We start from the raw sequence: 25,284 nt of genomic DNA, 5'->3' as shown, positions 1-25,284 counted from the left end.
AAGCAAAGAATGGCGTTTTTACAAAACTATCTGACTTGAGCGCTGTGGCATTCCGCCATAATCTGACAGACGTCTATGGATATTCTAAGAGAACCTCCTGAACGCTGCGGCATTCAGGAGGAAATAGACGACCGGCCTGGATCTATCAGATCTGCAATGAGAAAAATCACCCGGTCTGCAATGAGAATAAAAATAATGTTCAGAAATTTACTGGCCAAAACTTCCCTGGCGCTGTTGTTGTCGTTGGGATTCGCTGCGGAGGAGCTGCACGCTCAATCCGAGGCGCAGCCCGTCGCCATACCCGGCTGGAACGCACTGATTCAACAGTTGCAGGCGTTGCCCGTTGCCGCGTTGAATAAGTTGCCGGCTGAGCTGCGCAATGATCCTCAGGTGCAGCAGGAAGTGGCACGTTTGATTCTGCAGGCCCTGACCATGTCCGCCATCAGCACTCTGGGCGCGGATGGCGATCATCCGGTTTTTCTGCCCAGTATTGGCGAACTGATCAATGTGGGCCAACCCAATGCGGATACGATATACAAGGCTGCGGAGATTGCGCCCGGCGGTGTTTATCGTTTGCGAGGTTATCCCGGCACCTTGACGATGAGTGTGATTGGTCAGGTCGGACCGTCTCCGGCAGACCCGGGCAGTGAAGGTGATCACCCGGGGCCGACACGTAACTACTTGTATCTGGACACGCTGAAAACCCATGACGACGGTCAGTTCGATGTGCTGCTGAGTGTTGATAAGCCGCAAGGCTATCGCGGCGACTGGTGGCCATTGCACCCGAAAACCTATCGCCTCATGTTGCGTCAGGTGAGCTCAGACTGGCAGGCGCAGATCGACCCGGCGATTACCATCGAACGCATCGACATCCCGGTGGGGCGAACCAGACCATCCGCCGAGACCATGGAAGCGAGATTGCGCCGTCTGCCCATGATGACGGCGTTCATGTCTACCATGTTTGTAGACCAGGCGAGCAAGCTGCGGGCGCAGGGCTACGTGAATAAACTCAAGGTGTTGGACGTGTCCACAAGCGGTGGCCTGGACGGACAGTTTTATTACGAAGGGGCTTTTGATCTGCAGGATGATGAGGCGCTGATCATCGAAGCCACTCAACCGGAACATTGCCAGTACCGTTCTGTGATTCTCACCAACGATATATACCAAACCCTCGACTGGTACAACAATCAAAGCAGCCTGAATGAGTCGCAGGCTGCTGCGGATGCAGATGGTGTCTTGCGCGTGGTGATCTCCAGATTAGATCCCGGGGTGCCAAATTGGCTGGATACCGGTGGTTATCAACGCGGCGTGGTGCAGGGACGCTGGACCCATTGCAACTATCAGCCCATGCCAGTGGTGAAAAAAGTCGCAGTGGAAAAGGTACGTGATTACTTGCCGCCTGAAACACTCGTTGTGACGGCGGCGGAGCGCCAGCGAATAGTTCGTGAACGACGTGCTGCGTATCAGCTAAGACGACATTGGTAATGAAATGCCATGGGCTGGCTCGGTCCAACATGGCTCATGTTTAAGCGTGGAATGCTGTGAGGAGGTAAGGAGTATTTTTATGGCTATGTAATCCAGAACGTCAAAATTTAGATATAAAAATAATAAAATTTGAGGATTGACCAATGAAAAAGCAATACGATTTTATAGTACCACTCAAGCGCAATGCACTATCTCTTGCGATCGGGGCCGCTTCAATGGCTTTGATTCCGGCAATGGCATTAGCTCAGGAAACCGAGACCGTCACTGACGGAAAATCTCGACAAACCATCGAAGAAGTCATTGTGACCGGTACCTTTATTCGGGGTATTAAACCTACCGGATCAATGCCCATCGGTGTGGACAGTAGTGACATCACCGCCAGTGGTGCTGTCACCACCAATGAAATTTTGGCCACTATTCCCCAGGTCAACAATTACTTTAATACCCGTGCGGAACTGGATCCTCGGGGGGCTGCGCAAACGGTCATTAACCGCCCCAACCTTCGTGGCCTGCCGGGCTTTAACTCGGCTTCGGGTTCCACCACACTGATTCTGGTCGATGGCCACCGAATCACACCGATTGGTCTGGATCAGGCATCGATAGATCCCGATATCATCCCTGGCGCGATTATCGAGCGCGTCGAAGTCATTACCGATGGTGGTTCGTCACTGTACGGCGCCGATGCGGTCGGTGGTGTGATGAACTTCATTACCAAGAAAGAATACAATGGCGTCGAGATTGATCTCAATTATGGTGGCGGTGATGATTACGACACAGCGGACCTCTCCTTGACCGGAGGAACCAATTGGGAAAACGGCTCAGCGTTGCTGTCAATAAGTCATAACGAGCGCGAAGGCCTTGTCAATGGCGATCGTGACTGGGCCCGTCGGGGTGAGTGGACGACGTCTGGCGTAATTCCCAACGACACAGAGTGTCTGGTTCCGGTCGGCGCCGTTACCACTTGGGCCAGTTATGGCGCAGGTTGGACGGACAATCCCCTGGCATCATCGCTCGGCGTCAAGGTTACGCCCGTGGGTGAGCCGTGCGCTGCGAAAGATGCGAGTACGTTACTGCCCGAGCAGGATAGGAACAACATTTGGTTCAGCATCAGTCAGAACTTGAATGATAACGTCGCGTTTAATATGCAAAGCTATTATTCCGAACGAACCACTGTCTTCACCAGCTATCCTCTGGGTGACTCTATTGAGGGCGATAGCCCGACAGCTTTAGGCATACCGCCAGGGGCACTTGGCAATACCTATGATGTTCCCGCTGTCGGTTTTTCCTATGGTGCTAACTCAGCCTATAGCAATCGGGATATGGAAATTGAGTTTAAAACCTGGGGTTTTTCCCCGGAATTTATCGTCAATATGGAAAATGGCTGGCAGTTGCGCCAGACATTCCACTACGGACGATCCGAAACGACGTCGGTTGATCCTCTGAGCAATCGCGCGACCATGCTGGACTATTACGCCAGCGGTGACTTTGACCCGGCGAATGTGGCCGCCGCAGACCCTGATGTAATCCGTGACATTCTGGATTATGAGTTTGGGGCTAAAACCGTGCAAGAACTGTTTATGGCTCGTATTATTGCCGATGGTGCGGTGCTGCAACTGCCTGCCGGAGAGGTGCGCATGGCGGTAGGTGCAGAATACTCTCAGGACACTGCCCGCAAACATCAGGGTGAAACGGCGATTGGCGAGCTCGGTTCAATTGACTATCGGCATGCCAGCCGTGACATCAAGGCGTTCTTTGCTGAAGTGCAAGTTCCTGTGCTAGACATGTTAGACCTGTCACTGTCGGTACGCACAGATGATTACAGTGACTTTGGCAAAACCACCAATCCCAATATTGGTTTTAGCTTTAGGCCGTTTGAATGGGCCACGGTGTTTGGTCACTGGGGCAAGTCTTTTAATGCGCCAACGGCGGTTGATGGACTCTCTCAGGCGACGGTTCGCAACCTGACGTACAATACCGCTGTAGGTGTTCCTGACCCGCTTGGTGTGAGAGATCCGGGGCGCAGTAACGTATTACAGATCACCGGAGCGTCTGCCGGGACTTTGCAACCACAAACGGCAGAAACCTGGGCGGCTGGTTTTGAGATTACTCCGCTGGAAGGTTTGCGTTTGAGTGCAACCTACTATGACATCAAGTTTGATCAGATTTTGGGGGCGCCTGATCCACAGCTGGCATCCGCAGTTCTGGCCAACCCTGATAAGTTTATCTTCAACCCCACTCAGGCTGACGTGGATGCTTTCCTGGCTATCGTCGACAATGCTGATCAATATGCTGACCTGGACGTTACCCAGCTGGGTGTTATCGTAGATCGTCGTTCGACCAACACCGATCAGGCGTTATTGCAAGGCATCGATTTCTCGGTCAGCTATGAGCACAGTACCAATATTGGTGTTTGGGCTTACGGTGTGTCCGGTAACTATCAGACCAAACTCGATATCAACGATGGCAATGGCTGGATAGACAATCTGGAAGAAGGCGTCTCTGACCTGGCGGTGGCCGGTACCGTATCCTGGGCCAGAGACAATATTCAGGCGAGAGTGTCTCTGAAATACACCAATGGATTCGATGTGTCGGGTGCTGAGTTGGGTCAAACATCGGTGGACAGTTTCTTGACGACCGATTTGTTTGTCGGTTACGACTTTGACGATAGCCTGTCGCTGCGGTTCAATGTAGACAACGTGTTGGACGAAGAGCCCCCGATTTGGCGCCAGGGTGGGCAGAACCTGCCTTACTCAGGCTTCACCATCGGGCGCGTGTTCAAAGTGGGCCTGACCAAGTCATTCTTTTAACACGTAATCCACCATAAACCGGGCCTTTTCTGGCTCGGTCAAACCTCAACAAGAACCCCGGCTTTCATTGGCCGGGGTTCTTTTTTCATTGATTTTTTATCGAGGGTGACTGCATCGTGTCCCTGAAGGCAAACAGACACACGGCAACGTCTTGGCATGTCGTTGGGGTGCAGTTGGAAGAAAAGTTTTGGGGCTTTGATGAAGGGTTGGGCGGCGCGGTTGCAGCGGCCCGCCAATACCCTGCAGCCGATATGTTCGAGGTCAATTCAAGCACAGGAGCATTTATGTCAAACGACGAAACCGCACTGGAATTACCGCCACAATCTATCCCCGTGCCCAAGTCGATCAGCCCGCAAGGGCAGGCCTATCTTGCAGCGGCGGCAAGTCGCGTAGCCGTGCAAGCTGGCACTGGAAAAACGTCGCAATCGGATTCAGTTACAGAAGGCGCAAGCCAAGCACTTGAATTTTTACGGCCACTCGCCGCCGGCTTCCAGGGAAGTATCGAAATCATTGATTTGCCAGGCGACGCCAAGCTCTACCGGGTAACGCCTGAGAGCCGGCTCGGACGTCGTGCTGAAGTCGCGTATCTGGACATTCACGGTGGTGGCTTTATCACCGGTGGCGGCGAGATGTGCCGCTTACTGGCGGTGTTGAGAGCCATGGAATATGGCACCGAAGTTTTTGCCGTGGACTACCGCTTGATGCCTCAGCATCCTTACCCTGCCGCGCTGGATGACTGTGTGGCGGCGTATCGGCAAGTGTTATCGCAGTACTCCGCATCGGACCTTGTGGTCGGGGGTTCGTCGGCTGGCGGTAACCTCGCTGCGGCGTTGATGTTGCGGGCCCGCGACGAAAGATTACCGCCGCCGGCGGCCCTGTTGTTGTTGACGCCAGCCGTTGATATAACGCTCTCGGGTGACAGTTGTCAGACTAACCGCTACCTCGATGTGAACCTGTACGGTGGGGGAAGTGAGCTCGCTCAATACGCGGGCAAGGAAGATCCGACCACGGCCTATGTCTCACCCCTCTTTGGTGAGTTTACCGCGGCTTGGCCGCCCACGTTTTTAATGACCGGGACCAGGGATTTATTGCTCTCCGACACCGTGCGAATGCACCGGGCACTGCGTCGCGCCGGCGTGGCGGCCGAATTGCATGTGAATGAGGCCAGTCCGCACGGCGGCTTTATGGGAGCCGGAGCCCCCGAAGACGCGGAGATCATGGCCGAGTGCCGGCGGTTTACCCTTTGTGCTTGGGGGATTGAAGACCACCCATCGAGTTCCTAACAAGACCCACAAGAGTACTAATGTGGGTGTCTCTTTAGAAAGACTCTTTAAAAGACCTTAATTTCTTTAGAAGAATTGAATGCTGCTGGGGCAAGGTGCGTACCCTTCCCATATGGGAATAGGCAGTATCTTCACCGCTGTGCCATTCTGTTATTTGCCTGTTGGCAGGTGTTAACGGCTGAGAGGTAAGAATTTCACCAATAATAACTGAAGCGAGAGAGGCAGCATGGATTTACAACTGAAAGGGCGGCGTGCGCTGGTGACCGGCAGTAGCAGTGGGATCGGTGAGGCCACCGCCCGTATGTTGAGTGAAGAAGGTGCGGTAGTGGTGGTGCATGGCCGCAACCGTGAAAGAGCCGAGCAAGTGGCAGAGCGTATTGGCGCCGCCGGGGTTGCTATTGGTGATCTCTCCACTGACGAAGGAGCGGCTCAAGTGCATGCCGGGGCGCGAAAGGTACTGGGCGGCAATATAGAAATCCTGATCAATAACGCGGGCGGCAGTTCGACCGGCAATACGTCAAAACCGCCATTGGATATCAGCGCGAAAGATTTTGTCTCGAATTATCACGCTAATGCACTGGGTGCTGTGCGCATGGTGCACGAGGCTGCACGGGAGATGGTGGACGCGAAATTTGGTCGCATTATCAATGTATCGAGTGCGGTTGCGCTTCAGCCGAATAACCTGGGGACTGACTACTCTGCGGCAAAATCAGCACTCAATAATTATACCGTCAGTCTGGCGGGTTCGCTTAAAGGGGTGGGCGTTACCGTCAATACCATCACGCCGGGGGTGATCATGGTGGATGGATTGATTCGCTTTGCACGCGGCCGCTACAACGACCCCAATATGTCCATTGAAGAGATCACCCAGCGTCTGGCCAACGAAAAAGTGTTCGATCTGCCGCCGGTTGGTCGCCTGGGTATGCCGGATGAAGTCGCTATGGTGGCTTGTATGTTGGCCAGTCCGGGGCTGGGATTTGTCACCGGTTCCAATTACCGGGTTGACGGTGGTCAGGTCCGTGCGGTCTTGTAAAGATCGTCAAACGTTTGTGTCAATTTCGCGTATCCGTTGATGAATAATAATCGTGAAACACAACAAGCGAAAAGCATAAGAACGCACAACTAAAAATAGAGAGGCCTTATGACTCATAAAACCTATCGGGTGATCCAGTGGTGCACCGGCGTGGTTGGTAAAACGGCGCTGCGACATTTTATTGAAAACCCAGTGTTCGAGTTGGTCGGGGTGCTGGTGACCAATCCGGATAAAGACGGTAAAGACGCCGGTGATCTTGCCGGCTTGGCCGCCACCGGCGTGACCGCCACCAGCGATGTAGAAAAAATCATGGCTCTCGACGCCGACTGTGTGTTGTTTGCGCCGATTGTGACGGATGTGGATATGATCTGCCGCCTGCTGCGTTCCGGTAAAAATGTGGTGTCACCGGCCGGGCCTTTTGTGCCCAATAAATATTTTCCCGACGAGTCCAAAAAAATTGAAGCCGCCTGTCTTGAGGCTGGTGTTTCTTTTCACGGTTGCGGCATTCACCCGGGATTCTCCGGCGACATTTTGCCGTTAACCTTGTCGCGCTTGATGAACCGAATTGATCGTATCCAGATCATTGAGTTCATCGATAAAGACAAGAACCCCATGGTATACACCGAAATGATGGGGTTTGGCGCGGATCCGCAAGAGCTGCTGGCCAAGCCACGTCGCGCTCCGGATACCTGGCGTCATTTCTATCAATCCCTGGCCATGGTTGCCGAGGGGCTGGGTCAAGAGATTGAAAAAGTCACCAGCCATTTTGAGGTTGCCAGCGCCACACAGGATATTCCCTATACGCTGGGGGAGGGACGCAGTGGCGGCGGTGTGATCAAAACCGGTACTGTGGGTGGCCAGCATTATGAATGGACGGCGTGGGTGGATGGCGTTCCGCTGATCAGTTATCACTTCTACTGGACCATGGGGGAGCATGTCGAGCCCCGGTGGGACATCGACAGTCGCTACCAGGTGGTGATTGAAGGCGATCCGGGTATGGAAGTTCGTCTGATGAGTCCGCCCGATGCCGATGGCAAACGCCCGTTCCTGGGGTTGCCCTGGACCGGTTTGGTGGGTGCCACAGCCCTGCCGGCGGTGTGTGATGCGCAGCCAGGCCTGATTACCCATCTCGACCTGGGCGTGGTTCAACCCCGCGGTCTGGTGCGCGCCAAATAGCGTGGTGTGTATCGCCAAGATAGGGGGGCCTTCTACAGCCCCCCCTTTTTCTGTTACAGCGTTTACCGATTTTGTTACAGTGCTTTACCGGATTTTTTTGCACGATGTAAAGTGATGGGGCAGTGCGCTGCCGGATAAAACACCGTCTTGAAGAGGCTGGCCCTTAAACTGCGGATTGCAATGCGACTGTAAGGTGTAACACCCATGGTGAAATCTGCCAAGCCCGAAGATTTGCTGCTGGCTCTGTTGAATGGGCCTTTTGAGTCGCCATTGTGGTCGACCTTTCTCGACGGCCTGCGACAGCGCACTCGGGCGGATTATTCCAGCCTGGTGTTTCGCCCGCCGGGGCTGCCCGAAAATACGGTGTTCCATCTTTTCTCGGGTAATCTGTGTCCGCCTGTCATACAACAGCTCTACCGTGACAGCTTTTACAAACAGGATCCCACCCCCTACCACGACATGCAGGAGGGGCGTGTCTACACCCTCAAGGAGCTGTTGCAAAACGATAATCCCGCTCACGAGGCGTACCTCAATGCGATCATGTTTCCCAGTGGCATGAACTGCGCACGGATGGTGCGGGTCGAAGAGCCCGGCGGCGTGAGCGCCTGGTTGACCATCACTCGCAGCCAGCGTGACTTTAGCGCCGCCGATGGCAAACTGCTGAGTGACCTGGTGCCCTATCTGCGCAGCGTGCTGCGCAGCTACATGGCATTGGAGCAGGAAAGAACCAACGCCCTACTGGCCGGTGATGCCATCCGGCGGCTCAGCTATGGCTGGATCACTTTGGATGCCTGCGGTCATATATTGGAAACCAATGAGCATGGCCGCGACATGTTGGAAAATACGGGCCCCCTGCGCAGGGATGAGCAGGGAGGGTTGAAAGGGGCGTCAATGCAGCAGAGCCGCGAGATTCTGGACGCGGTGCGGCAACTGGCCACGACCGACAAAGCCAAACCGAGCGCCATCATCGTCAGCCGTGATCCGTGGCTGGATATGCTGCTGGTGCCCGCCAGTCGTAAGGCCATCTCCGCCAAAGCAGTTCCTGCCGTTGTGGCTTACATTCACGGTGACAGCTCCCTGTCAGCCGACCGTCGCGAACAGCTGCGGCAGTTGTTTGGGTTGTCCCCCAGCGAAGCGAGGCTGGCACTGGCCCTCGGACGTGGCATGAGTATTTCGGAAGCGGCAGGCGAGCTGAACCTGACCGTGGAATCCGCCCGCACCTATTCCAAAAAAGTGTACGCCAAAATGGGCGCCAGGGGCCAAACGGACCTGGTGCTGTTTATTCAGCGCAGTGTGCTGCAAATCGCTTAACGACGTCAGTGGGTTTTGATCTGGCGGCTGCCATTCGAGACTTCGTCATCTCTGTCCAGAGCGGTGTCCGACACTCTTTCTTTGCCATAGCCCCGGACCCCAATCCGATGTAGTTTGAAATAGGATATATTCTTGCGTAGGGTAGAATGCATTTTTATGCATGCTTTTGAGTAAGAGCATGTTAAAGCATCGCTGGATGTTTTGACTTAAGAGAACACTATGACGCAATTATCCATACTCGAACTGGGCCGTGTGCGCGAAGGCTCCGATCGCCGCGCGGCCCTGAACGAAGCCCGCGACCTGGCTGTTCACGCCGAGCAATTGGGCTATCAGCGTTTCTGGGTTGCCGAACATCACAATATGGCGGCAGTCACCACCGCCGCGACGTCGCTGGTGATCCAGCACATTGCCGCCGCCACCAAAACCCTGCGGGTGGGTGCCGGTGGTGTGATGCTGCCCAATCACGCGCCCTACATCATTGCCGAGCAGTTTGGCACCCTGGCCACCTTGTACCCCAACCGGATTGATCTGGGGTTGGGGCGCGCGCCCGGAACCGACCCGATGACGCTGCGGGCCCTGCGACGCAACCCCGCCAGCTCTGACCACTTCCCCCAGGACGTGTTGGAACTGCAGGGCTATCTGGGGCCCGTGCAACCCGGCCAGAGCATCGAGGCGGTGCCGGGCTCCAACACCAACGTACCGCTGTGGATACTGGGCTCCAGCCTGTTCGGTGCCCAGCTGGCCGCCGAGCTGGGGCTGCCCTATGGCTTTGCCTCCCACTTTGCGCCGCAGGCCCTCGACGGTGCCCTGCGCATTTACCGCGAACGCTTCAAGCCCTCGGCACAACTGTCTGAACCCTACGTGCTGATTGGCACCAACGTTATCGCCGCCGAGACCGACGCCGAAGCCCGCTGGCTGCACACCTCTCAGCAGATGTCCTTCGCCAATCTGGTGCGCGGCCAGCGCAATCTGATGCTGCCGCCCATCGACAATATCGACGACTACTGGAGCCCCATGGAAAAAGCCCAGGCGTCACAAATGCTCGCATGCAGTGTCGTCGGCAGCCCCGCCACCGTTAAAGCCGGGCTCGACAAACTGATCGACAGAACCCAGGCGGATGAACTGATGATCGTGTCGGATATGTTTGACCCACTGAAGCGCTTTCGGTCGGTGGAAATTATCAGCCAAGTAATGGAGTAAGCCATGAAAGCCATATTGTTACCTGTTTTGATCTTGTGGTCGTTGCAAGGCCTTGCGGCCAGCGATCAGGCTGACTACCGGCTGGAAACCGTGGTGAAAGACATTGATCTCCCCTGGGGCATGGTCTGGCTGGACAACGGCGATATGCTGGTCAGCAGTCGCAATGGGGAGATGCGCCGAATCAATGCAGAGGGTGAACAAACTCTCATTGAAGGGGTGCCCAAAGTGCACGTCAACGGGCAGGGTGGGTTGATGGATCTGGAGCGCCACCCGCAGTACGACCTGAATGGCTGGCTGTACCTGTCATACGCCAGTCGCGAAGGTGAGGGTGACGGCAGCCATACCGCGATCATGCGGGCCAGGCTCGAGGGTAATCGGCTGACCGATAAGCAAGTGCTTTACAAGGCCGTGCCCAATACCACCAGCGGTCGGCACTACGGCAGTCGCATCGAGTTTGACCGCGAAGGCTATCTGTATTTTTCCATTGGCGATCGCGGTGACCGCGATCGCAACCCTCAAAACCCGGGGCGCGACGGGGGGAAGATTTATCGTTTGACGGATCTTGGCTGGGTGCCCAGCGACAACCCCTTTGCCGATCAGGACGGTGCGATACCGGCCGTGTATTCCCTCGGGCATCGCAATCCGCAGGGTATGGCCATGCATCCCTTGAGTGGCGATATCTGGGTGCACGAGCACGGCCCACGCGGGGGTGATGAGGTTAACCTGATCAAGGCGGGCGCCAACTATGGCTGGCCCATTCTGAGCTACGGCGTCAACTACAGCGGCAGCCAGTTTGCCGAGGCGCAAGAGCGCGACGGTTACGAGTCTCCGGTGCACTACTGGGATCCGTCCATCGCGCCATCGGGCATGGTGTTTATCACCAGTGAGCGTTATCCCGAGTGGCGTGGCGACCTGATTGTTGGCTCGCTCAAGTTCCGCCAGCTGGTGTTCTGCGAGGTGGCCGGAGACCGCATTACCGCCACCCGTGTGCTGTTTGAAGACATTGGTCGCGTGCGCACTCTGCGGCAGGGACCGGATGGGTATCTGTATGTGGCGACTGAGGATAAGGGGATAATCCGCATTGTGCCGCAAAAGGAAAATGTGCCGTAAGAGCAAAAAGCGCGGCAAGAGTGAAAGTAGTCAAAGGTTCTGCTGCTTTTCATTTTAATTTCATTGTCAGTGGGTAGCGTGAGTCGAGTAAGAGAGCCACAGCCTGGTGTATTTCAGCTGTGGCGAATAAGAGTTAATCCATAGAGGTATATGTTGGTTATGTCTGTTAAAAATGTCAGTACTTTTCGAAAGTATCACCGCCTGCTGGGCTTTTTTATGGCCGGGGTCATGATGATTTATGCCAGCAGTGGGGTGTTGCTGATTTTCCGTACCACTGACTTCCTCAAGTATGAACAAACCACCCAGCGACAGTTGGACGCGGGCCTGACAGGGGAGCAGCTGGGCCAACAATTACGCCTCAAGAATTTCCGCTTGAAGCAGGAAAATGACACCGACATTGTGTTTGAGCAGGGGCGTTATTCCAAACAAAGCGGCACGGCAACGCTTACCAGCAAAGATTATCCGCCGCTGGTGCAAAAACTGGTGCACCTGCATAAGGCCACCCCAAACAGCCCGCTGTTTTTTATGAACGTGTTTTTCGGCTTTGGCCTGCTGTTTCTGGCGGTGTCCTCCTTTTTCATGTTCCTGCGTCAGGCGCCATCGTATAAATCCGGGATGAAATTTGCGTTGGCGGGTTTGGTGGTGGCTTTGGTAATGGTGTTTGCGGCCTAGGGGTTGCGGCGGCATCGATACCATTGATGCCGCGGCTATGTCTCCATGCATTACAGCAGTGTGCCACCCTCGACGGCCCATACCTGGCCGGTGACAAAGCTCGCTCGCTCTGAGGCGAGATAAGCGACCAGACCTGACATTTCATCGGGTTGTGCAAACGGTTTGCCAACCAGCGTCTTTCGCTGGCGCATGGCTTTGTCGTAATCGCATAGCGATTGCGAGTAGGCACTGAAAAATTCCAGGTTATCGGGATGAAAGCGACTGCCATTGCTGAAGTCTTCCGGTGTCTGGCCAAAAGTGGCATAGGGCGCGATGGCATTGACTCTGACGCCGTGCTGACCGACTTCCTTGGCCAACACTTTGGTAAAGCTGTGGATGGCGCCCTTCATGGCCGAGTACACCGGCAACATATAATCACCGACCAAACCGGCGGTTGAGCCAAGATTGATGATGCTGCCCGCGCCTTCTTTAATCATGAGGGGGAGCACGGCCCGGGTCATACGCAAAACGGTACCAAAATTGATATCGATATCTGCCATCCACTTGTCCGGATCCGATTCGGCGAAAAAGCCCTGGTCTATATTGCCACCCACACCATTAACCAGAATCGAAACGGGCCCGAACTTCTCTGCGGCCTGAAGGACGGTTTGGGGGGCGGTGGGGTCAAGCAAATCGGCCGCCACAAAAACCGCCGCGGCAGCACCGCGTGCTTTCGCCAAATCCACCAGGCGTGTGCCAGCCTCCATATCGCGTCCCACGGCAATCAGGCTAACTCCTTCGGTTGCCAGTTCAAGGGCAATGGCCCGACCAATATTGGCGGTTGCGCCGGTGACGATGGCGACTTTACCTTGCAGGTGTAAGTTCATGGCGAGATGACCTCTAACGTTAATCATGTCTCGTCGCGCGTTGATGCGCGAGTATGGATTGAAGTGACAGTGTGTTTAGTCTTGGCAGGTAATGTTGAAGCGCTGGCAGTAGTCGGCGAAGCGTTCACGCACAATCTGCCGGGTTAAGCCGTACTCCTCCAGATTGTATTCGTGCTTGCCGAATTGTCCTTTGGGGTTGTTGTTCAAATACGTGGTCATGGCGGACTCCGCAGTTGCGCTCCAGGGTTCATCAAGGGCGGCATACATTTTTTTGATTTCGCCAATCGGATCGCGCATGACATCGACGTACTGCAGATCGTAGATGGCATCCCAGCCATGCTTTTCTTTATAGGCCAGAGTGCGTTCAACCATGAGGGTAAACGTATCCATCATGGTTTCGCCGATAGAGTGCAAGTCGACGTTATCGCTAAGCATCATTCTGACGTTTTTGATCAGGCTGCAGCAGGAGCCAACGACTTCCACCGGGTCCCTGTGTGTCATCACCAGTTGCGCATCGGGATAAACCTGGGTGAGGTCATCCAGAAATAGGGGGTGCCAGGGGTTTTTCAGCGTCCAGCGTCCCGGCGCCTCCGTCTGCAGCAGCTGCAGCAAGCGCTTCTGGTATTGGAAGGCCGGTAAGTAGCTTGTGTTCAGGAACCACTCGCGATAACCGGGCACTTCTGCAATGGCGTCAAAGTACTGGGCGCAAAATGATTGTGACATCGCGAACTGGCATTCTGTGGGACTGTCGGCATTTTCATAGTGGATGGCAGCAATTTGTGGTGCGTATTTTAGCGACAGCTCGGTCAGTTTTTGCGATTCTACGCAGCGTGGGTCGGTACTGAGTTCAGCGGCTTTGGGCGGGGGTACCGAGTTAAGCGACTCCCAGCGGAGAAAACAGCGTCTGGCGGAATCCTCGTTAAGCAGATTGATCACCAGCGTGGTGCCGGTTCTGGGTAAGCCAAACACGAACAACGGCCGTTCGATGGGGGTTTGCAAAATCTCAGGGTGTTTGTCCAAGTAGTGTTCGACGCGCAAACGGTTCGCCAGGGTTGTGGTGAGCGTATTCCGGATGCTGCCCCAGCCCCTTTCCGACAGCGGAGCTTCGGTATTAAGGGCATTGACCAGTTGTGCCAGGCCTTGTGCCACCAGCGGTTCCAGCTGTGCTTTCATTCCGGTTTGTGTCTCAGCAGCTCTGATAATATCGAAAGTAGATATCATGTTGTTGTCATCACCTTAAGAAAAAATGGGTATTGGTACGTCGCATTGGCAATCACCGAGACACTCGTGCCGTTCGCAGTGTTTCGCACGTTCAATGACCCGGCTGGCAAAATACAGCCAACTTGTTGCCGTCCAGATCGCGAAAGTATGCTGCATACATGGCGCCACCAAGGCGTTCACCGGGCTCGCCTTCGCAGCGGCCGCCGAGCTCCAGTGCCTTGCGGTAGACGGCGTCAACCTGGTTTGTGTCCACGGCACCGAGAGCAACCATTGAGCCATTGCCGGTGGTGGCCGGATTACCATCAAAGGGGGTATTGATGGCGAGGTTGGCGCCATTGCCTTCGCCGAGGGTGAAATAAACAGTCCGCTCGCTTTTAAATGTCTGCTTGCCGCCAAACAGGGATAACAGCTCGTTATAGAAGGCCTCGGCGGCCTCAAGGTTGTTGCTGCCTAAATTAATGTGAGTGATCACGGGAGTGCTCCTTGCGCTCTTGGTGGTTATGTTTCATTGACTGGTGGTTATGTTTCATCGACGGCTGCCTGAATGCTTCTGGCGAGCCATTCAACCATGTGTGGATCGACGGCTTTGTTGTCAGTGGTATTGAGCTGCATGGTGTACAGGGCGAAGCCGGCGCACAGGGCAATAATTTCCCGCGCCCGGCTTTCAGCGTTGGGTGGGCCGAGCCATTCCATCATCGGAGTAATGGTGCGTTCCTTTAACACCCGAATAGCGATTTCTCTCGCTTCTTCATTGCCGGTGGCCAAGACGCTCATGGCGTGCGGGCAGTTGGGCTGGGAGGGATCGGCAAGCATGTCGGCAACGTATTGCCCAAAATTTTCCCGGTCATCGGGGGGGGTTGGGGTACCCAGGGCATCCGTCAGGGCTGCCTCGAACAGATTGGCTTTAGTACCGAAATGCCTGAACAAAATGGTCGGTGCGACGCCCACGGCATCGGCGATTTTACGGATGCCGGCTTCGGAATAGCCGATGGTGGAAAATATTTGTTGCGCGGCGGTGATAATTTTCGCCTTGATCTCAGAGTTTGTAGTTTCATTGCGCGCTACGGCTGACGACTTGTTGGTCGGGCTTTTCGTTTCAGCAAGGCGGACGTTCAAATACTGGCGTGAATCAAACCGCCACTCGCCGTCCTGCCTGACCAGCCGATCCAGGGTCTGACCGGACTCCGACAGTTGCAGTGGTTGGGGGCCGCCGAGTTGCATAATGCAGTAGTTGCTGTGGCAGGTGGCGGTGCCCTGTTCGGCGTCAATCTCTATGATCGGGTTTGTGATCAGGTGACGTGTACTCGGAGAACCGTCTTCTGTGGCGGGAAATTGGATTTGCCACACGGACAACAGGTCCTGGTGGTCTATCCAGGAAGCGTTATCACTTAATTGTATCTGTGCCTGCCGAAACAATGCCGCGGCGCAGGTCAGGTCACCGCTGTCGATAAGTGCCGCTGGGCGGTAAACCAGATTGGTAATTTTCGATGCTTCCATAGTCTCTTCCAAATAGTTGCTACTGATGGCTTGCTCACCGGGGTGATTACTGAGCACGAGTGTTTGTTTTCTGCATTCACGCTGAAGTCCCATGGGTGAGAACTCCGTGTCCCAGCCTAATCACCAGAGTGGTTGCGCATGCTAGCGGCTTGAGCCGTTGCGTAACAAGTGTGTCGAGCTCCGGTGTTGAAAACAGCCAGGTTTGTATTCGATTGATCCTGTGTTATCGTTTGATCACATGTTACCATTCGATCCAGATGGTACCAAGTGGTAGAGGATGGGTTGGTATTTTTCTCGGTGGAAGTGTTTCGGGCCCCTTTCTGAGGGGATGGTCAGCGGCTGAAATGGGGGGCATATGTCACAGGTCGAAAATCGTAAAGTGGCATTGGTTACAGGGGCGGCCTCAGGAGTTGGGTTGGCCGTGGCGAGGCAGCTTGCTGAAACTGGTTTTGATCTCTGCCTGGTGGATGTAGATGCAAATGGGCTGGAGCAGGCAGAGAAACAAGTGGTTGAGTTGGGTGCCAAGGCACTGGTTCAGGTTGTGGATCTGGCGGTTCCCGATGCATGCACGACGGTGGTTTCGGCGACGGTTAAGGCGTTTGCCCGGTTGGATGCGTTGTGTAACGTGGCGGCAGTGATGTTGCCAGGCCATTCTACCGAGGTGTCGGTAACTGCTTTTCAAACAACCCTGGCGGTTAATTTGTCGGCGCCATTTTTTCTGGCTCAGGCGGCGATCCCGCATCTGTTAGAGGTGGATGGGGCCATTGTTAATGTGGCCTCTGCAGTGGGGGTGACGGCTCAGGCTTATAACGCCGCCTATTGCGCCAGTAAAGCCGGTTTGATCCATATGACCAAGTCCCTGGCTATGGAGTATATCAGTCAGTCTATTCGTATTAATGCCGTTGCGCCCGGAGGCATGATGACGCCGCTGGCGATGAACATGGCGGCGTTGCAAGGCGCCGACCCGAAGATCATGGGGCGGACTACGCCACTGCGGGGATTGGTGGAAGTGAAAGATGTGGCCGAGATGGTGGTTCTGCTGGCAACCGATGCGGGGCGTGGCTATCACGGTGCTTGTGTTGTTATTGATAAGGGCATGTGTGCCGGTTGAGTCAGTTGAAAGGCCGTCATACGCACATAAAAGAAACAGAAATTAGGCAGAGAGGGAAAGATCATGAGGCGAGAACCCCATCCGTTTAGCGGCGCGATTTACGAAGAAGAGGCTAATGGTCTTGTTCGTATTACCGATGAAAAAAAAGGTAAAACCGGACTGTTCACCTGGGAAGGGACTTGGGTCGAGGGTGATATTACCTACGCCGATCCGCATATGTTGTACCTGGTGGGTGCCCCTGATTTGCCACCGGAGAAAGATATTTTCTGGACCATGTTGCCACCACATGAAACGAGTCCGAAACCCTCGTTTACCGGCAATTTCAGTCGTGGTACTGAAGCGCGCCCCAAGGTGGTGGGCAAGTATGTGGGTGACCCCGGCATGGAGACAGACGAGGGGATGCGTTCAGCGGCGCATCTGCCGCAGTCCTTTTTCCTGGACAATGATCGCAAGCCGGAGCTGATTCCGGAGGTGTACAAGCTCAGTTCCCCGATGCCAGGAGGCCCGGTCAAAATTCCTACAGACCGCTTCTATAAACAGGAATACCACGATCTCGAAGTTGAGAAGATCTGGAAGAAAACCTGGCAGATGGCATGCCGTGAAGACGATATTACTGAGATCGGGGATTACCATCTGTACGACATCGCTCATTTGCAATTCATTGTCGTGCGCAAGGCGGAAGATGAATTTGCCGCTTACCCCAATGCCTGTTTGCACCGTGGTCGACGGTTGCGTGAATGCAGCGGCAAGGGCGCCCGGGAGTTTCGCTGCCCTTATCACGGCTGGAGCTGGAATCTTGATGGCTCGCTGAAGGAATTGCCTGCGGAATGGGATTTTCCCGGAGTGCGTGACGATGTCTGCGAGATGCCAAAGGTTAAAGTGGCGACCTGGAATGGCTTTGTGTTTATCAACCCTGACCCCGATGCCATTTCGCTGGAAGAGTACATGGGGCCTGAGATGTTGCAGCACTACGCCAAAACCAAGCTGCAAAACCGCTATAAACAGGCCGACGTGGTCAAGGTGATACGCTGCAACTGGAAGATCGCCATGGAAGCCTTTATGGAGGCCTACCACACGATCGCCACCCACCCACAGTTGCTGTTGTCCGGTGGGGACCTTTCGGATACTCGCTCGGATGTGTTTGGTAACTGGTCACGCTTGGGGCATGCGGGGCTAAGTACTTGCAGTCCTCATCGCGGCATTATGGTGCCGAAGGAACATACCTTGGCGGCGTATCACCAGGTGGCTGATTTTAATCGCGATTACCTGCGCGACCACATCGGCGACGAGGTCGAACAGTTCTCTGATACGGAGCTGGTTGAGCAGACGTTTAACAACCTGTTTCCAAACTTCAGCCCTTGGGGTGGGTGGGCGCGCATTGTGTATCGCTTCCGTCCCCACGGCGACAACCCTGACGAGTGTTTGATGCAGGCCATGCTGTTGGCGCCCTGGGCCGAAGGCAAGCCCAAGCCGCCGCCAGCACCTACCCGCTATCTGCAGGCGGATGATCTGTGGGTCGAGGCGCAGGAGTTGGGTACGCTGGCGAAAATTTTCGATCAGGATTGCGGCAATATTCCTCAAGTTCAGCTCGGCCTTAAAACCAAACAACCGGCTTACATTTGGTATTCGCAATACCAGGAAGGCGTGATTCGCAATTTTCATAAAAACTACGAGCGTGCGCTTGGACTGAAAGAGTCACAATAAGGCGGGATAACGATGAAGAAAACACTGGAACAACTCTGTGCAGCAGCGTTATTGCGCGCGGCGGAACAGCCTGCCGTTATGTTCGAGGAGGAGTGGACCAGCTGGGGCCAGATGCGTCAGGTGGCGGACTCTGTGCGGCAATTGTTGCGGGAAAGTGGTGCTGCGGATACTGCCGCGGTCACTTTTGTGCCGCGTAACCGGCCGTCGGCGCTGGCCACCTTGTTGGCGCTGATGGCACAGGGGCGGCATATTCGTATGCTCTATCCATTTCAATCTGCGTCCAGCCTGGCCCGACAGATTGAGCAACAAAAGCCGCCGGTGGTGATCGCGGCGGCGCGCGATTTTCCCCCGGAAGTGATGGCCGTCATGCGGGATCAGGGAAGTGCAGGCATCGTCATCGACGAAATGGGGGCCAGGCTGGTGGAGGGATGCGAGCGCAGTACGGTTCCTGGAGCCGCTGTCCCGGTACGCCAACAGATCGATATTCTCACCAGTGGCACCACGGGTACTCCCAAGTCATTTCCTGTCAGTTACGCCATGATTGCCCAGTTTATGGTGGGAGAGAAATGGCTTTCCGGCGCAGCCTATGACAGTGATAACGAACCAGCGGCGTTGCTGTATTTCCCCATCGGTAATATCACCGGCATTCACACCACCGTACCCGCGTTGATTAAAGGTCAGCGCATTGTACTGCTGGATCGCTTCTCACTGGAGCGCTGGCACGAGTTTATCGTGCGTTTCCGGCCGCCCACTTCTGGTATTCCGCCCACGGCTATGGGTCAATTGCTGGATGCGAATATTCCGCGGCAAGACCTGTCATCGCTCAAGAGCATGGGGTCCGGCGCGGCGCCACTGGACCCGGCGTTGCACAAAGCTTTTGAGCAGCGTTACGGCATACCCATTTTACTGTCTTACGGCGCCACCGAATTTGGTGGGCCGGTGTCGGCCATGACCATTGAGAGCCATCAGTGCTGGGGTGACGAAAAATTTGGCAGTGTCGGTCGCGCTTTTCCCGGTTTTCAGCTGCGTGTTGTGGATCCGGATTCGGGAGAGCCGTTGACGGCAGGGCAGGAGGGTGTGTTGGAGGTTGTGTCCCCGCGCATCGGCAGCGACTGGATTCGCACTTCGGATATAGCGCTTATCGACAGTGATGGGTTTTTATATCTCAAGGGGCGGGCCGATGGTGCCATTATGCGTGGCGGTTTCAAGGTGTTACCTGAAACCATCGAGCGCGCGCTATTACTGCACCCCTCTGTTGCAGCGGTCAGTGTTGTCGCAGTAGCCGATGAGCGGGTTAAGGAAGTGCCGGGTGCGGCAATTCAATGCAGACCAGGCGTTGAGTTGCCCGACGAAAAAACACTCGAAGCGCATCTGCGCGAAAGTCTGCTGGCAACGCATATCCCGGTGCATTGGCGTTTTGTCGACTCTCTGCCGAAAACACCTTCCTTCAAAATTGATCGCCCGGCTGTTGAGCGTCTGTTCTTGCCGCCACAATAACTCGATTTGTAGTGAACACATTCTAACCACAGACCGCCGCAAGAGATTGTTTGAAAAATGACATTAAATACTGAGTTTTTGGAAGACGTCGAAGGCACGTCCACGAAAGTAGAGCCCCACCTGGTCGTTGATGACGTTGACAGCTTTCACTGGGATGAACAGTGCGATGTGCTGGTTGTCGGCGCGGGTCTGGCGGGTGCTGCCACTACACTGCGTGTGGCAGAAGAAGCCCGTTACAAAGTGATCGCCATTGACCGCGGCATGGGCGGCGGCGCCAGCAAGATGAGTGGCGGAGTGATCTACATGGGTGGTGGTACTCCGGCTCAGCAGGAATGCGGAATTGAAGACAGTCCGGAAAACATGGCGAACTACCTGCAATTTGAAGTCGGCGATATCGTCCGCCCAGAAACGCTACAACGCTTTGCGTATGCCAGCAAACAGTTTCAGCCCTGGCTGGAAACTCACGGTGCGCGCTTTGGTGGACCGGTTACCGACGCTAAAACGTCCTATCCCAATGATGCCTGCCTGTATTTTTCCGGCAACGAGGTAACCCCCGCCGGGGTGAGTCGAGCCAATCCGGTTCCGCGCGGGCACCGAGCCAAGCCTGCCGCGGGTGGTGAACCTGCCAAATTGAGCGGTGCCTACCTGTTGCCGCCATTGCTTGATGCCATGGATCGGCAAGCCAATATCCATTTTTATCGTCAAACGCGGGCCAAGCGCATGATCCTCAACGCCGATGGCGACATTGTGGGCGTCGAGGTGTTGCGTGTGCCTGGTGGATTTTCCGCGCGCTGGCACGCGTGGTGTTATGCGCTTGGCGCCAACATGATCATGGCCATGTTGAAGCTGACCGACGCGTTTCAGCGCGCGGTGCTCAGGATGGAAAGTAAGGCTGAATTAGTGCGCATTCGTGTGCACAAAGGCGTGGTGTTGTCGGCCGGTGGTTTTACTTACAACCGCAAAATGATGGCGAAAACAGCGCCGCAATATCTGAGTTCTGCCCCACTGGGTACCATTGCTGATGACGGCTCCGGTATCAAACTGGGTATGACCGTCGGCGCTGGTGTAGACAAGTTGGATCGAATTTCTGCCTGGAAATTTCTCTACCCACCGGCTGCCTGGACCCGATCTTGTTCGATCGGACCGTCGGGTGAGCGCCTGGTCAGCGAAGAATTTTACGGTGCCCGCACGGGGGAGGCGGTCTTCAAAACCGGTGGCGGTAAAGGCTGGTTAATTCTGGATGCGCCACTTCAGGCAATGGCCGAGGAAGAAATCCAGAAGATGAAGAAAATGCTGTTCCAGAAAGTGCAGTTCAAAGCCATCCTGAATGATTACACCGTATCCGCAGACACCTTGCCGGAGCTTGCCGCGAAACTTGGCGTTCCGGCGCAGGCCCTGATGGCGACCATTGAGACTTACAACCGGCATGTAGACGAGGGCAGGCCTGACCCTTTCGGTAAAACCGAAAAGCTGCGGCAAACGCTGAAAACCGGGCCGTTTTACGCCACCGATATTGGCGCAGCACCAAAGCTTGCGCCCATTCCTGCGCTGACCATGGGCGGTTTGGTGTGCGATGAAATCAGCGGTCAAGTGCTTGATGGTGATGGCGAGCCCATTAAAGGCCTGTTTGCCGCCGGTCGTACGGCGGTGGGTATTTGCTCCAATTACTACGTCAGCGGTTTATCCCTTGCCGATTGCGTGTGGTCGGGTTGGCGTGCGGCCGAAACCCTCAAAGGGAATGAGGGGGCGAAAACGCTAGCACCACATATCTAACGCACAATATACAGGGCAGACGCCTCTAGCGATAATTTCTGCAGTTATCATCTCATTTACGATAGCCGCTGCCACGATAGCCGCTGCCACGAGGGGCGCCTTGCACTAAGGTTTTGCGTTTCAGGCAGTTGTGCGCACCTTGCGGGTTTTCCGGGAGTACTTCAAAGCCTCGGCGCAATGGCCTGATCATTCTTTGCTGAACCTTTTGTGTTGAACCATACCGGCATTAGTACCATCGCCGCCGACACCGAATCTCCATGGGATTTTTTTAAACCTATGCAGCTTTGGCCAGTTATTACCTTTAAGGGTTGGTGCTCATGAACAATACTGACAAAGTGATTCCATAGCCGTCCATGCCAACGACAGACAACGCCATGAATCACTTGCGTGATGAGCCATTTGCTCGGCTAACCATTAGCTCGACTAACCATTAGCTCGACTAACGACATGCTTCAAAAACAGCGTATTCTCACAATAATTAAAGCGCTCCTTCCATGAGAGGAGCCAACCATCAGAGAAGAGATTATGGCCATTTCTGTTACGCCCACTGAGGGTGCCTGCGGTGCTTTTATTACCGGGCTCGATCTGAGCCAGCCCTTGTCCTCTGCAACGGTCCATTCGATCCGCCAGGCCTGGCTGCAACACCATGTGGTGGTGTTTCCCGAACAGCAGATCGATGACGATGATCTGGAGCGGTTCAGTCGTTATTTTGGCGACTTTGCCGGCGACCCCTACATTGCGCCGATGCCTGGGCGCAAGAACGTGATTGAATTGCGTCGCGCCGCCCACGAAACCACACCCATCTTTGCCGACGCCTGGCACACAGATTGGAGCTTTGGGGCGACACCGCCCGCCGCGACGCTACTCTATGGCATCACCATCCCGCCCCACGGCGGCAATACCGATTTTATCAATCAACACAAAGTCCTGGCACATATGCCCGCCGACATGCGGCAGAGGCTGGAGGGCAAAGTGGCCCGTCATTCGGCGCGACTGGCGTATGCGCCGGACGGCATGTATGGCCAGCAGGATAAAGACCGCGGTCGCGGCTTTACCATTCTCACCGACGACAGCGCCTATCAAGAACAACCCCACCCGTTGATACGCCGCCACCCGGAAACCGGAGCAGAGGCCGTGTTCGGCTGTTTTGGCTATATCGTTGGCATCGCGGATGTCAGTGCCGAAGAAGAACAGCAGTTGCTGACCGACCTCTACCACTGGCAAACGCGGGAAGTGTTCCAGTACCACCACCAGTGGCAAGCGGGCATGCTGGTGATGTGGGACAACCGCTCGGTGCTGCACAAGGCCAACGGTGGTTACGAGGGCTATGAGCGGGTGTTACACCGCACGGTGATTGCTTAAGGATTAAGGATTAAGGGTTAAAAGGGTTGTCAGGTTTTCATCAACGGCTCTTACTCAAAAGCGCTGAGTCCTTTAGTCACCCCTATAGTTTCTCAATAGTTTCTAAGCCTTCGGCTCCGAGGTCGAATCCGACTGATTAAAACGGACAAGGGCTGCGCAAATGGAGGCGCTGACCCGTCAACGGATGATCAAAAGCCAGTTCACTGGCGTGCAACAGCAAGCGCGCCGCCTGATGCTGTGATCCGTGCGCGTGGTACAGATCACAGCCCAGGATCGGATGGCCAAACTCGCGGCTGTGTATGCGAAGCTGATGGGTTCTGCCCGTCATGGGCTCAAACGCCACGCGACTATTCTTCCCCTCATGTTGCAACAACTGATAGCGACTCTGCGCCGGCTTGCCGCTCAACGAACAGATCTTTTGATAGGGGAAGTGACTCTTATCCTTGGCGATGGGATAGTCGATCACGCCCGCTGGCTCGTGGAGGTGACCCTGCAACAGAGCGATGTAGGTTTTGGTCACGGTGCGCGCCTGAAACTGTGCACACAGCTGAGCATTCACACTTTTGTTCAAGGCCAGTAACAACAGCCCAGACGTACCAAAATCCAGCCGATGCACCATGAGTGCCGTAGGGTGACTCTGCACCATGCGATGGTGTACCGAATCTTTATTGGCTGGGTTTTTCCCCGACAAGCTCAGCAACCCACTGGGTTTGTTGATCACCAGCAACTGCGCATCTTCATAGACGACGTCAATCTGCTCATCGCAAGGTGGGGCGATAAAATCATCGCCGCTATTGTGTGTCGCTGTGCTCAACGGCCTGGCCTGGGTGGGTGAATTCAGGCCGAAGCTTAGAGGATTTTGGGGTTGAAGTCTTGTGATGGCTGGCTTCTCAACATTTAAGGGGGCCTTGGGGCCGATTTTATAGGTTTTGCCTTGCCCAGCCGCGGGAATGCCGGTATAAAATCAACTGAAGCTAATAAAATCAATGAGTTACAGGGAAGTGTCGTCTGGCTTGGGTGATGTTGATGCACCAAAGTATGCCGGGCGGGAGTTTTTCTACAGTTGACATAGGGAACTGTCATTCATGAATGCGGTGATACGATTGGCCTCCATGATTATGGGGGTTGGTTTGGGGTTGATGTTGTTGGCCGTGATTGGGCTTGGCGTATTCAATGCGGGCAAAATCTCCGAGCGAGAAAAGCCGGTTGTGAAAGCACAGATAGAAGACTCTTTGTTGGGGGATCCTGTCGGATTCGATGATTCCCGTTACAACGGCGTTCAGCAACCGACCGCCGAGCCTGAACACACAGTAAGCGCAGCTACGCAGGTCAAGAAGCTACCGGCAAGTAACTGGGTAAGCTTAAATAGTTCTGGTTCTGCCCGAATTCAGAGTAGTCAGGATGAAAATAAGCGCGTCGAAGTAAAATCCTCTACTTCAAATAGCAACGCAAGTTCATATAGTAAAGCAGCCTCTAATAACACAGCTGCTCTTAAAAAGAAGGCCGCGACGGAATACCGGAAACATCAACAGGTTTATGCGGCGTTACAAAAAACCTGTAATAACTGGACTGGTTGGTACAACCGGGACCGAACCCAAAGCGCCGCTTTTCAAATGAATGTGTCCTGTAAAGATGCCGCCAATTACTCTGCAAAACATTTGAATGTCCGTGTCACCCCTAACCACGTTGTCTTGAATTCGCCTGCCAATACATCCCGGTCTGGGAATCGAGCCATTCTCATTGGTGATGAGGCAAATCACGAAGCCAACGCTTATTGTGAGAGTCTTGAACGTGAGAAGAGAGCGATTCGGGCGAAAAGGCGAGCCGGATATACCGCCAGTGAGGATAATTATCTTCGTGCGCGATTGAGGAAGGTGTCTGAATTGATAAATGAAAATTGCTGATCGTGAAGTATTGAAAGTAAGTATTTATGAGTGTGGGCTCATTTAAAGGGCTCTGACCCACTGCTGTCCCAGTTATTTTCATGTTTTAAGAAGCTCCATCTGATACCCCTCTTGAATCGGGATGTCAGTTGGTGCAATTAAGTCTCGCAGGCTCTTCTTGGAGAAAGCATTTACCTGAATTAATCGCAGAACTTTCTGGAAACTATACTCCGCCTTGCTTTGAAATCTTATGAATGCGAGTAACATATAAACGCAAAGCGCCGAGAATATTT

The 25,284-nt window shown here is 54.6% G+C and carries 21 protein-coding genes and 1 pseudogene; 15 read left to right on the top strand and 7 right to left on the bottom strand.

Annotated elements, in window-relative coordinates; translation table 11 throughout:
• Window positions 1-195: 195 nt before the first annotated feature.
• The 9 genes from G8770_RS18110 to G8770_RS18070 all read left to right on the top strand — a co-directional run bounded on the left by G8770_RS18110 (window position 196) and on the right by G8770_RS18070 (window position 12,077).
• Window positions 196-1,485, top strand: coding sequence for a DUF1214 domain-containing protein (locus tag G8770_RS18110; protein WP_167190214.1), 1,290 nt, complete (start codon window positions 196-198; stop codon window positions 1,483-1,485).
• A gap of 143 nt (window positions 1,486-1,628) precedes the next feature.
• Window positions 1,629-4,292, top strand: a complete 2,664-nt coding sequence (locus tag G8770_RS18105; RefSeq protein WP_167190211.1) for a TonB-dependent receptor domain-containing protein — start codon at window positions 1,629-1,631, stop codon at window positions 4,290-4,292.
• Between the two features lie 284 nt (window positions 4,293-4,576).
• The gene (locus G8770_RS18100) at window positions 4,577-5,575 is read left to right on the top strand and encodes an alpha/beta hydrolase (RefSeq protein WP_167190208.1); all 999 of its coding nucleotides are present in this window, start codon (window positions 4,577-4,579) and stop codon (window positions 5,573-5,575) included.
• A gap of 226 nt (window positions 5,576-5,801) precedes the next feature.
• Entirely contained in the window at window positions 5,802-6,608 is an 807-nt protein-coding gene (locus tag G8770_RS18095; protein ID WP_167190205.1) for an SDR family NAD(P)-dependent oxidoreductase, read from the top strand.
• Window positions 6,609-6,716: 108 nt separating this feature from the next.
• Window positions 6,717-7,784 (top strand): NAD(P)H-dependent amine dehydrogenase family protein, encoded by a 1,068-nt coding sequence (locus G8770_RS18090; protein WP_167190202.1) that lies wholly within the window; start codon window positions 6,717-6,719, stop codon window positions 7,782-7,784.
• 204 nt (window positions 7,785-7,988) lie between these two features.
• A complete protein-coding gene (locus G8770_RS18085) occupies window positions 7,989-9,095 on the top strand; it encodes a helix-turn-helix transcriptional regulator (protein WP_167190200.1) in 1,107 nt (368 codons plus the stop codon).
• A 219-nt stretch (window positions 9,096-9,314) separates the two neighbouring features.
• Window positions 9,315-10,295 (top strand): LLM class flavin-dependent oxidoreductase, encoded by a 981-nt coding sequence (locus G8770_RS18080; RefSeq protein ID WP_167190197.1) that lies wholly within the window; start codon window positions 9,315-9,317, stop codon window positions 10,293-10,295.
• 3 nt (window positions 10,296-10,298) lie between these two features.
• Entirely contained in the window at window positions 10,299-11,405 is a 1,107-nt protein-coding gene (locus tag G8770_RS18075) for a PQQ-dependent sugar dehydrogenase (RefSeq protein ID WP_167190194.1), read from the top strand.
• 159 nt (window positions 11,406-11,564) lie between these two features.
• A complete protein-coding gene (locus tag G8770_RS18070; RefSeq protein ID WP_167190191.1) occupies window positions 11,565-12,077 on the top strand; it encodes a hypothetical protein in 513 nt (170 codons plus the stop codon).
• A gap of 50 nt (window positions 12,078-12,127) precedes the next feature.
• On the opposite strand, the gene G8770_RS18065 is transcribed toward G8770_RS18070, so the two are convergent.
• The 4 genes from G8770_RS18065 to G8770_RS18050 form a co-directional block, all read right to left on the bottom strand.
• Window positions 12,128-12,943: an SDR family NAD(P)-dependent oxidoreductase gene (locus G8770_RS18065; protein ID WP_167190188.1), complete on the bottom strand. Its 816-nt coding sequence runs from the start codon at window positions 12,941-12,943 to the stop codon at window positions 12,128-12,130.
• A gap of 75 nt (window positions 12,944-13,018) precedes the next feature.
• The gene (locus G8770_RS18060) at window positions 13,019-14,164 is read right to left on the bottom strand and encodes a sulfotransferase family protein (protein ID WP_167190185.1); all 1,146 of its coding nucleotides are present in this window, start codon (window positions 14,162-14,164) and stop codon (window positions 13,019-13,021) included.
• A gap of 91 nt (window positions 14,165-14,255) precedes the next feature.
• Complete coding sequence (locus G8770_RS18055; protein ID WP_167190182.1) at window positions 14,256-14,636, bottom strand: VOC family protein; 381 nt, start codon at window positions 14,634-14,636, stop codon at window positions 14,256-14,258.
• A gap of 47 nt (window positions 14,637-14,683) precedes the next feature.
• Entirely contained in the window at window positions 14,684-15,754 is a 1,071-nt protein-coding gene (locus G8770_RS18050) for a nuclear transport factor 2 family protein (RefSeq protein WP_167190179.1), read from the bottom strand.
• Window positions 15,755-16,016: 262 nt separating this feature from the next.
• Between G8770_RS18050 and G8770_RS18045 the strand changes: the two genes are divergently transcribed.
• The 4 genes from G8770_RS18045 (at window position 16,017) to G8770_RS18030 (ending at window position 21,746) form a co-directional block, all read left to right on the top strand.
• Window positions 16,017-16,772 carry an SDR family NAD(P)-dependent oxidoreductase gene (locus G8770_RS18045; protein ID WP_167190176.1) on the top strand — a complete coding sequence of 252 codons (756 nt, stop codon included), beginning with the start codon at window positions 16,017-16,019 and terminating at the stop codon, window positions 16,770-16,772.
• A gap of 63 nt (window positions 16,773-16,835) precedes the next feature.
• The gene (locus G8770_RS18040) at window positions 16,836-18,476 is read left to right on the top strand and encodes an aromatic ring-hydroxylating oxygenase subunit alpha (protein ID WP_167190173.1); all 1,641 of its coding nucleotides are present in this window, start codon (window positions 16,836-16,838) and stop codon (window positions 18,474-18,476) included.
• A gap of 12 nt (window positions 18,477-18,488) precedes the next feature.
• Window positions 18,489-19,973 carry a class I adenylate-forming enzyme family protein gene (locus G8770_RS18035; RefSeq protein ID WP_167190170.1) on the top strand — a complete coding sequence of 495 codons (1,485 nt, stop codon included), beginning with the start codon at window positions 18,489-18,491 and terminating at the stop codon, window positions 19,971-19,973.
• A gap of 57 nt (window positions 19,974-20,030) precedes the next feature.
• A complete protein-coding gene (locus G8770_RS18030) occupies window positions 20,031-21,746 on the top strand; it encodes an FAD-binding protein (protein ID WP_167190167.1) in 1,716 nt (571 codons plus the stop codon).
• A 52-nt stretch (window positions 21,747-21,798) separates the two neighbouring features.
• Here G8770_RS18030 and G8770_RS18025 read toward each other — a convergent pair whose 3' ends face one another.
• Window positions 21,799-21,936, bottom strand: a complete 138-nt coding sequence (locus G8770_RS18025; RefSeq protein ID WP_167190164.1) for a hypothetical protein — start codon at window positions 21,934-21,936, stop codon at window positions 21,799-21,801.
• Window positions 21,937-22,271: 335 nt separating this feature from the next.
• On the opposite strand from G8770_RS18025, the gene G8770_RS18020 reads away from it, so the two are divergent.
• Complete coding sequence (locus G8770_RS18020; protein WP_167190161.1) at window positions 22,272-23,108, top strand: TauD/TfdA dioxygenase family protein; 837 nt, start codon at window positions 22,272-22,274, stop codon at window positions 23,106-23,108.
• Between the two features lie 136 nt (window positions 23,109-23,244).
• Here the strand turns inward: G8770_RS18020 and G8770_RS18015 are convergent, their stop codons facing one another.
• The gene (locus G8770_RS18015; RefSeq protein ID WP_167190158.1) at window positions 23,245-23,922 is read right to left on the bottom strand and encodes an RluA family pseudouridine synthase; all 678 of its coding nucleotides are present in this window, start codon (window positions 23,920-23,922) and stop codon (window positions 23,245-23,247) included.
• 271 nt (window positions 23,923-24,193) lie between these two features.
• On the opposite strand from G8770_RS18015, the gene G8770_RS18010 reads away from it, so the two are divergent.
• Window positions 24,194-25,012 carry a hypothetical protein gene (locus tag G8770_RS18010; RefSeq protein WP_167190155.1) on the top strand — a complete coding sequence of 273 codons (819 nt, stop codon included), beginning with the start codon at window positions 24,194-24,196 and terminating at the stop codon, window positions 25,010-25,012.
• A 78-nt stretch (window positions 25,013-25,090) separates the two neighbouring features.
• Here G8770_RS18010 and G8770_RS23950 read toward each other — a convergent pair.
• A pseudogene (locus G8770_RS23950) lies at window positions 25,091-25,284 on the bottom strand (hypothetical protein); the annotation flags it as partial.

The organism is Pseudomaricurvus hydrocarbonicus, assembly GCF_011602365.1.
Taxonomy (GTDB): domain Bacteria; phylum Pseudomonadota; class Gammaproteobacteria; order Pseudomonadales; family Cellvibrionaceae; genus Pseudomaricurvus; species Pseudomaricurvus hydrocarbonicus.
The sequence above is the reverse complement of the archived record's forward strand: the minus strand, read 5'-3'. Positions and strand labels throughout refer to the sequence as shown.